Origin of the sequence: Paenibacillus sp. FSL R5-0473, from assembly GCF_038004565.1 — a bacterium.
Taxonomy (GTDB): Bacteria; Bacillota; Bacilli; order Paenibacillales; family Paenibacillaceae; genus Paenibacillus; species Paenibacillus amylolyticus.
On record NZ_JBBORL010000002.1, the window covers coordinates 198651 to 211956 of the forward strand.

10 protein-coding genes and 2 pseudogenes are annotated in these 13306 nt (G+C 39.8%); 11 read left to right on the forward strand and 1 reads right to left on the reverse strand.

Annotation, left to right across the window (positions count from 1 at the left end):
* Positions 1 to 22 precede the first annotated feature (22 nt).
* The 5 genes from MKY28_RS30790 (at position 23) to vanG (ending at position 5041) form a co-directional block, all read left to right on the forward strand.
* Positions 23 to 1117 (forward strand): hypothetical protein, encoded by a 1095-nt coding sequence (locus tag MKY28_RS30790; protein WP_091037026.1) that lies wholly within the window; start codon positions 23 to 25, stop codon positions 1115 to 1117.
* A 466-nt stretch (positions 1118 to 1583) separates the two neighbouring features.
* The gene (locus tag MKY28_RS30795; protein ID WP_165789932.1) at positions 1584 to 1748 is read left to right on the forward strand and encodes a hypothetical protein; all 165 of its coding nucleotides are present in this window, start codon (positions 1584 to 1586) and stop codon (positions 1746 to 1748) included.
* A gap of 260 nt (positions 1749 to 2008) precedes the next feature.
* On the forward strand, positions 2009 to 3163 hold the full coding sequence (alr, locus tag MKY28_RS30800; protein ID WP_340938316.1) for an alanine racemase: 1155 nt from the start codon (positions 2009 to 2011) through the stop codon (positions 3161 to 3163).
* 139 nt (positions 3164 to 3302) lie between these two features.
* Complete coding sequence (locus MKY28_RS30805; protein ID WP_279303091.1) at positions 3303 to 3935, forward strand: D-alanyl-D-alanine carboxypeptidase family protein; 633 nt, start codon at positions 3303 to 3305, stop codon at positions 3933 to 3935.
* A 53-nt stretch (positions 3936 to 3988) separates the two neighbouring features.
* Positions 3989 to 5041, forward strand: coding sequence for a D-alanine--D-serine ligase VanG (gene vanG, locus MKY28_RS30810; RefSeq protein WP_340938317.1), 1053 nt, complete (start codon positions 3989 to 3991; stop codon positions 5039 to 5041).
* A 193-nt stretch (positions 5042 to 5234) separates the two neighbouring features.
* Here the strand turns inward: vanG and MKY28_RS30815 are convergent.
* A pseudogene (locus tag MKY28_RS30815) lies at positions 5235 to 5651 on the reverse strand (5-methyltetrahydropteroyltriglutamate--homocysteine S-methyltransferase); the annotation flags it as partial.
* On the opposite strand from MKY28_RS30815, the pseudogene MKY28_RS30820 reads away from it, so the two are divergent.
* The 6 genes and pseudogenes from MKY28_RS30820 to MKY28_RS30845 all read left to right on the forward strand — a co-directional run.
* A pseudogene (locus tag MKY28_RS30820) lies at positions 5637 to 6097 on the forward strand (IS3 family transposase); the annotation flags it as partial. The pseudogenes MKY28_RS30815 and MKY28_RS30820 sit on opposite strands and share 15 nt — an antisense overlap.
* 530 nt (positions 6098 to 6627) lie before the next feature.
* Positions 6628 to 9735, forward strand: a complete 3108-nt coding sequence (locus MKY28_RS30825; protein WP_340938319.1) for a hypothetical protein — start codon at positions 6628 to 6630, stop codon at positions 9733 to 9735.
* Positions 9736 to 10932: 1197 nt separating this feature from the next.
* Positions 10933 to 11508: a hypothetical protein gene (locus tag MKY28_RS30830; protein WP_340938321.1), complete on the forward strand. Its 576-nt coding sequence runs from the start codon at positions 10933 to 10935 to the stop codon at positions 11506 to 11508.
* Between the two features lie 299 nt (positions 11509 to 11807).
* On the forward strand, positions 11808 to 12242 hold the full coding sequence (locus MKY28_RS30835) for a hypothetical protein (RefSeq protein ID WP_340938322.1): 435 nt from the start codon (positions 11808 to 11810) through the stop codon (positions 12240 to 12242).
* 246 nt (positions 12243 to 12488) lie between these two features.
* A complete protein-coding gene (locus MKY28_RS30840; protein ID WP_340938323.1) occupies positions 12489 to 12887 on the forward strand; it encodes a TrbC/VirB2 family protein in 399 nt (132 codons plus the stop codon).
* Positions 12888 to 12991: 104 nt separating this feature from the next.
* A complete protein-coding gene (locus MKY28_RS30845; RefSeq protein WP_091037044.1) occupies positions 12992 to 13306 on the forward strand; it encodes a PrgI family mobile element protein in 315 nt (104 codons plus the stop codon).

Genomic DNA, 13306 nt, shown 5'->3' on the forward strand with positions numbered 1-13306 from the left:
TTAGTTAAAGAGAGGGGATTTAATGAATAAGTCACGTTTGGGGAATGCGTATTTAAAAAAGACTGTAATTATATTAGGTATGTTTTTATTGTACTTTCCATTGTTTTTAGTTATATCCATGTTACTTTTCGGAATAACTAACATAGTCGATCCGGGTGCATATTATAGATATGCTACTGAGAGCAAGTATAGTGAGGACGTCTTTTTCTCACCTGAAATTGATGCTAAAACAAAAATAGGGAATACCATTACAAAAACTTTTATTGTTATGGAAAAAGATCTACCAGATAACACCCAAGCAATGTTTCATGAGCTTTTAACAGAGGAGAGTTCATTTCTCTCACAGCTTAAAGAAAATAAGGCGTATATGGATTACTTGGTCGATAATAACTTAACTCTTGAAGAATTAATTACATATATGAAGTCGATCTCTAATTTAAGCAATGAAATTTTAAATGGTAGTTTGTACTTTTCAGCAGTAATAATATTTATCATTGTATACATCCTGTTCCGCTTTAGATTAGAGTTATATTGGTTAGCAGGAATATTGTATGTATTTTCAAATCTGGATGGTTTTACGTCAGGAATCTTTTCAAATATTTTCTATAACCCTATGCGTTGGGCGAGTATGATGATTGGACAGGAATACACAATAAATCAATACAACATGTACATAGAGTTTTTACCTAAAATCAAAGAAGCATTTTTGACTTTCATTATCTTTGACACTGTAGGCCAAATATACAGGGAGAAATGGGAGAAGAAAAGATTAAAAAAACTCACAGAGATTTATGTTTCATTAGGTGCAGCTTTAAATTTGATGAGAGATTTAAGAGCTGCAAACAGTAACACTCCCTTCATAAAGATTACTAAGGTGAACATTGATTTATATTATCTAAGTAAATATGCATCAAAAAACAGAAATGATATTGCCTTAAAAGAAGTGAGAGAGCTTACAATAATGTTTTTACGTAGAATTGAATCTAGTTCACTATCACTAGACGATGTCATCCGTTTTTTAGAGAGATTAATAGTGGAGTTAAATGGCTCGGAGGACTTCAAAAATAAAATTAATCTCGTTACAATTTTATCAAACAATCAAGTTAAGGGAGGTTGATATAAATTTTCAAGAGGATTCATTTTGGTGATACTTGCTCCTACACTTTCAAAAGGAACGGTGCTATTTCGAACGATCAGCGTCACTTCTCCGGTGGAGGTATAGTCAGCCGCCTTCCAGAGCGCTGACGACTTCCCATTGATAGGACAGAGTCCCTTCAGGCGCGCCATCATCGCACCTGGTGGTTCCCAGATCTGCGCTCAAGGTCGAGTATTGGGATTTATTTCATTATATCTTCAGAGAAGTTACGCTTCTCCACATAGTACGCTTATGAAATGGAACAGAAAGATTTTTCCCCGTTCCAATGTACGAGCACCTGTCCTTCATTTATAAAGTGGAGATAATGGGGATCTGTCTCATCCATTCTGGATTTGGTCATAATAATTTGCTTATAGATGCCTCTTGCTTTTGGTACCTTTGGGATCGATTTTTGGTTGTTTCAAGATGATGCAATAGATCGTCTCCGTTGAGAAATTCCGCAAATCGTCAAAATGGAAAATTCACCGTCGTTATGGGAGGCTTCGAGAATCGTGCAGATGCAGAGAAACATTTGAAACAATTTACGGTCCGGGAGGACTACAGTGAACCACTGTATGTTGATAGCTGGATGAGCAATGAAAATCTACAATAATGAAAGAAACCTGCCCTAGTGCAGGTTTTTTTTGTTGTAACTATGAGATGTGGAGAAGTGCAAATCTGTAATCTTACATCGTTGTCAGTTTTGTGTAAGTTTGATCGATAGGAGCTGAAGTGGCCTTAATATACACTTAAATCAATTCAACGCACCACATTCACACCTTTAGGAGGCCAAACTATGAAAAGTGCATATGCGGATCTACTAAAAATAGTAAGTAAAAACATACCATCTATTCGGTTGAGGGGATTATTCGAATGTACCGAGATACATGGGCTGAAATAGATTTAACGAAAATTCGCGAGAATGTCATACAGATCCGCAAATTTCTACCCCGTTCGGCCAAATTAATGGCAGTTGTTAAAGCAAATGCATATGGCCATGGAGATATTGAGACGGCCAAAGAAGCAGTAGAGGCAGGCGCGGATTATTTAGCGTGTGCCTTCATTGAAGAAGCCATCCGCTTAAGAAATGCCGGCTTAGCACAACCGATTCTTATTTTGACTCCGATACGTCCCGAACTTGTACCTCTGGCTCTGGAACATGATTTGATGCTTACCGTTACACAAGCTTCATGGTTTCAGCAGATGAGAAAATACAAACCTGTTCATACCCGGCATAAGCTATCTGTGCATGTGAAAATGGATACTGGACTTGGGCGAATCGGTATACGTACGGAAGAAGAATGGCTTGAAATGGTTCCATGGCTCCGGGCTCCAGATGTAATAGTAGACGGGTTCTATACTCATTTCGCGACAGCGGGTGAGACAGACAACAGCTATCTGCAGCTTCAGATTCAACGCTTCCTGGAAATGAAAGAATGGAGCAGTATATCCCAGATTCCAGTCAATCATTATCACTGTGCGGGAAGTGTGGCAGCACTTCGATTTCCGGAATTGTGTATGGATATGGCTCGAATAGGAGCTGCAATTTATGGTTTTTATCCGGAAAAACTAGTATCGAACATCCAGGTAAAGCCTGCATTCAGTATGCACAGTAGATTATTGCAAACGAAAAGATTAAAAAAGGGCGAATATGTGGGTTACAACAATGCTTATCAAACAGACTCCGATCAATGGATCGGAACAGTGCCTATCGGTTATGCAGATGGATGGTCGCAGAGAATGCAAAATACGAAGGTGTTGGTGGAGGGGCATCAAGCAGAAATTATAGGAAAAATCTCCATGGATCAATTGATGATTAAGCTTCCCATGTATTTTCCGGAAGGATCCAAAGTGACCTTCATTGGTTATTCAGGTGAACAGAAAATTACGGTTCAGGAACTGGCCAATCATATCGGTGGTGTATCTCAAGAAATAACGAGTTCCATCACGGACAGAGTATTGCGAATCTATAAAGAAGGCGGGGAAATTCAACGTGAAATCACGGGAAGTCGTACAACAACATATTGAAATCAGCGTAAGTAACGAAGAACTATGTCACGGGCACTTAGTGTTAATAAATTTTCAAAACCCAATCAGAAGGCAAGTACAAGCTAATCAACTAGAGTCCTTGGATTCCTTACTTTCAATAAAGAAGTTAAATAAGGAGATGCTTCTGGAGAAGCAGTGCTTCAAACAATTTCATGCTCTACTTAAGGCTTGTGGGGGGATGGATGAAATTGTCGCTGTCAGTGCATATCGAACCAAAGAAGAACAATCCCAAATCTATCAGGATTGTTTGATAGAACAGGGACCAGAATATACTTCCAAATACGTAGCCTTGCCTGACCAGAGTGAGCACCAAACAGGGTTGGCTATCGATGTCGGTAAATTGAAATCGAATATCGATTTTATTGCACCTTCCTTTCCTGACACGGGCATATACAGGTCCTTCAGACAACATGCCATACAATTCGGTTTTATTCTTCGATATAAGCAAGAAAAAGAATCAATCACTCGTATTGCGTATGAGCCATGGCATTTTAGATATGTAGGATACCCCCATTCCAAAATCATGGAAGAAAACAATCTATGTTTAGAGGAGTACATCGATTTTGTACAGCAATATCGGTACTCTGGAGAGCAGCTCACAGTTAAAGCAAAGGACATGACAATCCAGATATATTATGTTCCAGCGGATAAAGAGGCGTCTAGTCATATCCCGATCTTGAAATGTGATTCTTATCGGATATCAGGAACGAATCGTGAAGGATTCATTGTTACGACTTTCTCCAACAATTAAGTTATAACAATAGGAATTATATAGATTATATTACATTTTAGGAGGATTTTAAGATGCAGAAGAAGTCGATTGCGGTATTGTTTGGCGGATGTTCAGGTGAGTATAACGTATCTTTGAGTTCGGCTGCTTCAGTGATTGAAAATTTGGATACCGAAAAATACAATCTTGTGTTAATTGGAATTACGCAGCAAGGTTCTTGGCTCAGATATAGTGGAACGGTTGAGGATATTCGCAATGATCGATGGCATTTGCATCCGAGTTGTATCCCATCCTTTTTCTCACCGAGCAGAGAAGTCAGAGGACTCATTGAGCTAGTGCATACGGAATATCATGTAACACCGATTGATGTTGTGTTTCCAGTGCTTCACGGCAAATACGGTGAGGATGGAACCTTGCAAGGATTATTGGAACTGTCGGGTATACCGTTTGTTGGATGTGGCATGTTATCCTCTGCGTTATGTATAGACAAGGAACTGGCTCATAAACTGGTGCAGGCAGCAGGGATTGATACACCGCGTTCCCTTACAATACATCGAATTGAACGGATGGAAAAAGTGTTATCAGCAGTAGAAGCACTGGGTTACCCTCTCTTTGTTAAGCCGGCTAGATCAGGATCATCTTTAGGGATATCGAAGGTGAACAATAGGCAGGAATTGATTACTGGGACTGAACAAGCCTTCTTACACGATAGTAAAGTTGTCATTGAGCAAAATATCAACGGTTTTGAAGTGGGGTGTGCTGTATTGGGCAATTCTGATCCCATAATCGGCGTTATTGATGAAATTGAATTGCAGGGACACTTTTTTGATTATTCGGAAAAGTACTCCTTGTTGAGTTCGAAGATTCACTTGCCAGCCCGTATTGATGAGGATACTGCAATGAAGGTTAAAGAGAGCGCTCTGACTATTTATAAAACGCTTGGATGCAGAGGGTTTGCGCGAGTAGATATGTTCCTGGACACTGACGGAAGAATTGTGTTCAATGAAGTCAACACGATACCTGGTTTCACATCGAATTCCCGCTATCCTAACATGCTCCAAGCTAGCGGCATGACTTATGCCAATATTCTTGACCGGCTCATCGAGCTCGCCATTGGTGTGAACTGAGAGCGGTTGAACTTGCGGTTGAGCGAGGATTGGATGGATTCATTGTCGATGATCTCGTTCAAAGGAACGGATATGCAAAAATGAGCAAAAAGGCAGTTTCAGTTTTTATTGGTTCATTTAAAAGGCGGACATTCCATAACATAGGAATGTCCGCCTTTTATAAACGAATTCTTGAATTCTTTATCTATTCAACTTAAACCGTTGCTGCAACATGCTTCTCACGGGGAATCTTGGTTGCATCAACCATGTTGCGCAAGGAAGCAATGGTTTCTTCGAGTCCACGAGTTTTGAGACCGCAATCCGGATTAATCCAGAACAGTTTAGGATCCAATACACGCAAGGCACGTTCGATCATGCTTGTCATTTCATCCACACTTGGAACACGTGGGCTATGGATATCATATACGCCAAGTCCAATGCCCAGTTTATACGTGTTCAACTCAAAGCTGTGAATGAGTTCACCGTGACTGCGGGACGTCTCGATCGAAATAACATCGGCATCCATCGCTTCGATGGAATCATTCATGTCATGGAATTCTCAATAGCATATATGTGTGTGAATTTGAGTCGTGTCTTGAACCGTGCAAGTGGAAATACGGAAAGCTTTGACATCGGAGAAAAACTATATTTATCTCCCATACTTGATCTGTATAACGGAGAAATTATTACATATACGATTGGTTCAAGACCGGTCTACTCGCTTGTTTCCACGATGTTAGATCAAGCATTTTGCAGTTTAACAAAAGAAGAAAACTCCTTATTCATTCGGATCAAGGCTGGCACTACCAGATGAGACCATATCGTCATGCCCTTGAAAAACGTGGCATCACGCAAAGTATGTCCCGTAAAGGGAACTGCTACGATAACGCCGTCATGGAGAACTTCTTTGGCATCATGAAATCCGAGTTTTTGTATTTAAAGCAATTTGAAAATATCTCATATTTTAAACAAGAACTATCCAAATACATTGATTATTACAACAACAAACGCATTAAGGCAAAACTAAAAGGCATGAGTCCGGTACGGTACCGGATTCATGCCCAACAAGTTGCTTAAAGAGATAATCTGTCTAACTTTACGGGGTCACTTCAACAAGACGTGGTTTTTTATTTTTTGGAGGAGGTTTATTTCAGCAATATATTCTTTCTATTTCGACATTGAACTAACTACTTGTGGACGGCTCTTTATTGTGGGATAGAAAAAAGATAAAGACAACATGGACATTTAATTGGCAGTGAGATAATAACGTTGTACATAAATTTTTCATGTAGTTGTGTTGTTTTAATTTCAACATGCTGTGTAAAGTGATCATCGCACCATAACTATTAAAGAGATATGCATAATACATGTTAAGGAATAAGTCATGATTAAAGCATTCAGTGATGTAAGAAAACAACATTATATAAAAAGCATATTATGAAAATAAAAGTCGAAAATCATCAAAAAAAATATATATTTATGGATAAAATTAACTTATAATTAGGTATAAAGTGATAATTATCACTTTTCAGAAGTTATTAAATAGAACTTTTGGATTACATAAAGATGAATTAATAATTATCAAGACCTAAGAGGAGGAACCAGAAATGGGAGTTGCAGAAGTCAAAACTCAGTCATTGTATTCCAATGTTCAGCGGGGAAAAAAAGAAGATTTTATTTATCTAACAGCTTCCGATTTAATCTTAAAGCAAGATTACTTTTCGGATGCTACAGCTCACTACTGGGTTCAGGCAGATACCGTCCATCTGGATGGATCGATACGTTTGCCTGGGCGTAATCTAATAATAAATGCGAGAGTTATTTCTTCCCATGGAAACATATCTATTAGTACGTCTGGATTACCCGTTCCTCCGGATCAGGACTTCGTACAAGAACCAAAGGCCGATTCCGGCATCAAAGCGATCAAAAGTGGAGACGATGGCGGAAAGGGTCATGACGGTTCCAGTGGAGCCAATGGGATGGCCGGCGGGCATCTTGTACTGACAGCAGAGCGCTTCAATCTAAAAGGAGAATTGAATCTCTCAGCAAATGGAAGTAATGGAGGTCGCGGGCAAGACGGAGGAGACGGGATGGATGGCCGGCCAGGAGATGATGGAAGAGATGGCGAAACCCATATATTCTGGTTTAATGATCATTCCACATCGGGTGGCGATGGAGGTAATGGAGGAGACGGTGGTAACGCAGGAAGGTCCGGGAATGGTGGAGACGCTGGACATATTTTTATTGGATATGTGGTTTCAAGCGAAGAGCAGAGAGTAACGATGGAAACGAAAGTGGGTATCGCTGGAGCGCCAACCTTGCCCGGAAAAGCAGGAGCTGGATGTCCGGGAGGCATAGGTGGCCTTCAACTGGAGACAGTCTCGGTAGGGAAGAAATCAAGCGTTACAAAGCGCAGCAGTACGAAGAGATCCGCTAATGGAAAGGACGGCGTAAATGGCACAGTAGGGATCAGCGCAGAACATGCAATTGATGGTAAACCTGCTCAATCCATTATTGCACAGATTGGATATAGTCAATTTTATGGAGCGAAAATCGCCGATACGGAAATATATAAGAGACTATCTCCTGTAGATTTAGAAACTGGCTTAAGTGCCTCACTTGAACGTCAAACATTAACCTTACATAAGGCAGGATTGGCTTATCTGTCTGGGAGTGAGGAGAAACTCGAAGAGGCTGCCGATTTACTAAACTGGCTGCAACAGACAATACCGAATGAGTCCTGGTTTAATGAGGTACGAGCTCAAAGTACCTATTCCGAATTCCAAAGCGATATGCTGGACGCTTCCATTCAGTGGCTAGCACTACGAAATAAAGCGATGATCCTTATTACACAGTTGGGACAGGGTCTAGACTATTTTAGCCATCCATGGAACTGGGTGCCTCTGATGCCTCTAAATAAATATCAAGACTTGGGTGTCAATCTGATAAACGCAGCTCAACAAGCTGAAACGTTATATCGTGATTACATCTTGGCTGAGAACGATCAAAGAGGGCGCTTAAAAGTATTAACCGATGCCATTTCCGTTGCAGTAAATCGAATTAATGATATAGAGGGTCAAAGGCAAGATTCAATTAAAGAGCGGGCACGCTTGGAAATAGAAGCAGACAAGTTATATGAAGATATACTTTCAAAAGAGAAGTCGCTCCAGAAAGTGGCTGAAGAATTTGTAGAAGCGCTACGGAAGAAACTTGCTTTGTCCACCCTGAAGGCTACATTTGATTTGATAGTGAATGGCGTAGCGCTGGTTACCAATGTAACCCCTGCCCTAACGGCGCTCAAAACAGGCGGTGCCATAGCATCAGCAATGAGCAACTACTGGGGTACAGGAAAGACCATTGTGATAGACGATACGTTCAAAAACGCCAAAACGGTAGAAAAAGAAAAAAAGAAAAAAGAAGAGGAACTTTCTAAATCCATTAAAAATGTGACTACCGCTGCTTCTTCGGGGTTAGCAATTATAAAGGATGGAATAGAGATTTACAATCTGATGGGGCAAATGCAAGAAGCACGTGATTCCTTTGGATATTCTTCATCCATGCTTGCCATGTCACGTGAGAAATTCGAAGAGATGTTAAAACCGGTTTATGATCAAATGCCGGAAGATAAAGTGGAAGAATATCGTAAGGCCTTTAATCAATATCTCAACGTCGTTGAAGAATACCAACGCAAAAAACAAGCAGTGACAGCTAAACACCTGGAGGAAGCAAAACTATTTGCTGAAATGGCACAACGACGTGCAGATCAAGACCGAATCAAGCAGGTAATGGGAGATGACGTGGATGCGGGCTTGCCACTGTTCCATACGTATATTTTCGACCTGTACAACGGCTTAAAGCTGGCATTAACAGATTTCCTGTATCAAGAATACCAAGCATATCGCTATATGGTCCTGAGCCAAGAGCTGTTCCCGTTTGTTCAAGATAGCCACGTTGCCGAGCTTAGTCGTATTCATGCCGATATAACCGTTAAGTTGACAAACGCACTAAATGCTTCAGAAAATCCGGTGCAACCATTCAAAAACGTAACGGTTATCTTTAACGAAGCATCTTTCCCAGAGCAATTTGAAACGCTGCGAGCACATGGAACGGCATTCTTCCCCTTGACACTGGATAACCAACTCATTCGGGAGAGAATTGCAGGTAAAGCTCACATGATGGTTAGTGACTGCCACATTCAGATACCTGGTGCACGGAATGCCGCAGGAAGCATTCACATTGAATATACTCACTCTGGTCATTCAACATTTCTTGATTCGTATGGCCAACGTTTTGACTTTGTACACAACAAGAGCCACGGATTCTTTGAATATGAAGTAACTCCGGATCGAGGTGCAACAGGTGATATAGAACCGAAGGAACTCATTCGGAATGAGTCTGGTGGTGCTGTGGGTGACGGGACTAGCAGAATTATGCCAGGTTTATTGTCAGTATGGTCGATAGAGGTACCTGGAGAGGATCGAGGCGGTCTTGTACTTAATGAGGGCGTGGATTTGAGTCAAGTGAAGAAGATTATCATGACCTTCCAGGGGAAGGCAGAGGCTTATGCTGCTAAAGCTCCAGGAACAAAGTTTACCTCTTTTGTAGCAAAAAAACCTGTTTCTGAAAAGTTTGCTGATCATGAGATGTTCGGATTACCGGATACTGGAACAGAAACGGAAATAGGGAAAGAAAATTCGATCCTTATAGAACTCTAGTGTTCTATAATAACCCGACAAGAGCGAATGCTAGAGATGACTGAGTTACTCAGATTATTACATGTGTTTGTAAAGGTCCCAGTATGAAGTGGTCAATAGCACACTTAGAGGACAATTAAAAAATACCAAACTGGCGCCGGTGCTCAACCGGCGCCAGTTTATTTAATTTATGCTGCAGTCGTCTCCGGTTGTAGATGTAGAGGAGCCCTTCCGTTTTGGGATGCGAGATGAAGCTCACTATGGATGCATTGACCATGCATTTATTCGGACGTGACATAGTAGCATGTCGTAGTAAACGTGAGGATACGTACTGGAATCTTTGGTCGCTGTGAAAGACCATTATAGTTATGTCTATTTGATTGGTATATGCGTTAGCAAAGTCTGTGATGTATAAGCTCATTTTCGTTTTTATTCTCCGATGTAGTAGGCGACAATCTCGTTATTCAACACGATTTAACGATACTACCTGCGCTCACCAGCTTGGTATTGTGCAACGATGGTCACCCAATTCTGGTTAGGCCTAACTGCCTTAGACTCTCGGGTCAGTAGATTTTAACGTTCAACTACTGGCTAGCCTTCATTCGTACGACACATTCTACGATTCGGTTAAGGTTACGCATGTTCATTCTAGAATGCACTTCAAAGTAGTGGCTTAGGAACTCGTTTTTTTCTGTTCTTTTCGTTTATGGTGTTGTCGAGTCGATTTATATTTGGTATTATAGAACTATATCAATTGTTTAATTATTCTATTACCTGAGCCATGAGGCAAGCAGGTCATTCTAACTTTGAATTATTTATTGGAATATCTATGTCTAAATACACCCTTTAGGTGCTTAAGTATCATTTGGATACTTCTATGTACTTATAGGGTTTTTATTATATATGTACCTTATTTCTAAACACCTTTGGTGGAGTTTACTCTTCGGATAACCCACTATAGGTGTTTTTTATGCTATACATAAAAATGTTGGTTTTTCGACTTAACAGAACAACTCTTCCTCTAATTAATCAGGACTTAATTAATTTTCGTTCTATGTCAATAAACCCAGTTATCCTGATTTATAGATCTTACCCCCCCTGAGTTCAAAGGTGAATTATTAAAAGAGTAGTAACTTTTGATAAACAACACATAACTTAAGATAGAGGAACTCTGAAGTTAAATTAACCTAATCAAAATATGAGGGGAATCATACTAAATTGAAAAATAAATCACGTGTCTTTCAAGTGTCAGAGCTACCTGAAGCTCTCAATCACTCTTTGGAGGAACTGTTTAAAGCAATTGATGAGAAAAGTGAATTAATGCTGGAAGGGAAATCTAAAGCGAGTAGTGGTATCAGTGATGAAATTGAATCAACGTATATTTCTCAGGAATTTAAAGAGAAAGTTCATTCGGTTGATACCAGAAATGAACAGTTAAGTGCTGAGTCAATCAATGCAAAATTGGTTGTGAATCGCTCAAATTTCCCTATTGGACTACGTGAATATTGGGCTTTGAGAGATAAATATGGATCAGAGCTCGTAGATAAGATATCAACGACCCCTGCGTTAGGTGCGACTGGGGAATACGATGTGATGATGGGGAGATTATTCCAAATAAACGGCGTCACAATACTACAATATGCAGAACAACAAATCCAGATTCAGGGAATGCCTGAAATGGAGGGTGCTTACCTTGTAGAAGGCTCATTTGTTAAATCGAACTTGTTTTGTGCAAACAAATTTATTGATCTGGAAACGAATGCTCACAAAAGACTAATAACAGTGGGAGTTTAAACGCTCTCCGCTTTCTCATATATCCGATAGGTACATATGACTATTGGTTGTTTGAGAAAGCGGAGATACACACTGTCATAAGTCAAAGTTCCTAATATTTCGCAAATTCATATCGACAATATTCTAGCAGGAGTGTAAAATGATTTCATTCATATGAAGTTTCACATATTTACCCATATGAAAAAGTGAAATCGAAATATTTATATACATAATTTTTACAATAGATTCATATTTGCACTATTTTTTTATATTTTAAATCTTTTGACCTATAACATATACATTTAGTGGAGGCGTTGAAGATGTCAAAACAATTTGCAAGAACCGGTGGTATTAGCGAGGTAATGAATAAGCCACTTGACAATAGTATACTAGTAGAAGAGATCAAGGCTGCTATATTAGTGGAATGTTACCCATTAGTGATGTCAAAAAAGAAAGAAGGTTCTTTGAAGTTCTCCGTACGAAGCGGACGCCTAGCCATTAATCATGTTTTAGAGAAGAAGGTCCTAAGTCCTAAGACTATCGATGTGTGTACGGGTAAAGCGGAAAGTTCTACTCCTATTGGAATGAGCCGAAAAGGTCTTAAGACATTGGTGATGATTCTCGATTCTGTACTGAAAGAAAATGAACCGATTGATCATGCGACTATTCTAGTTAATTATTCGGTTGAGGAGAATGGGGAGTATGCTGATGGTGAACTTATTGTAGAACGAGGGATACACCATGCAAGATATTAAAACATCTCTTGACATTAAAGCTCTTAATAAGGATAATCATAGTAGATTATTCTTTAACTAACTTAATACTGACAAGCGGAAGCACCGCCTACCTTGGATCAATTCCAAAGGTTTGGCGGTGCTTTTTTTTGTTCCCAAAAAAGGGGGAATGTACGTTAGATTGTGATTACAAATTGAGTTTAACTCAGTAACACATGTTTTAAAACAAATATGTTAACACCGCTTATAAGCGAAAGGAGAATTATCTTGTTAAAAAAAATTGTATTAACCTTAGCACTTGTGTTCGCTCTATTTCCAGTATTCGGTCTTGTAGTTCATGATAGCGCGAGTGCCAATGGCTCTGTAATAGACTCAGATCTAAAAGACGGGACTATGTATAATCCCAATGGAACTCAAAAAGCTAATGTCGATAAGGTTAACAAACCTCTCAAGTTGATTGTACAAATTTTTGGAGGCGTAGGGGGCACATGTTTTGTACTGGCTGTCATGTACTATGCAGTGATGATTATCTTTGGTTCGCTTAACCCTCAAAAGGCAGCAACTTATTGGAAAGCTTTGTTGGGCTGTGCTGCGGGGGCATTTGTCTTCTTCGGTGCCGCAACCTTCGCGGATGTTATTGCGGGCTTATCAAATTCAGCGAAGTAGAAGTTAAGCACTGAGCAATGGTCACAATACCGGATATGAGGACGCTATATGTCTGAAATCATATAGGTAACGGTGACCGTTTCTCATTCACTAGGGGGTTGAGTATGAACAATGAAATAGTCGTACCGATTGATATCACTCAAGAGGAAAAATCAATTTTGGCTGTCTTGTCGATTCGACAATTTTTAATTATATTTCCTACACTCGTGTTTTGCGGAGTCTTTTTCATCTTCGGGGGGCTTCCCTTTTTGGATGGCGGTGCAGAGTGGATAGGAAAGTTGATTTTATTTGTTATCCTAGGTGCCATTGCAGCTTTCTTTGCATTTTTTAAGTTCGATAAACATGAGCAATATGCGAGTGAGTTTGTCGTTTCTAGGATTAAGTTTCTACGCTCTCAAAAAACGTTCACACATAACTAA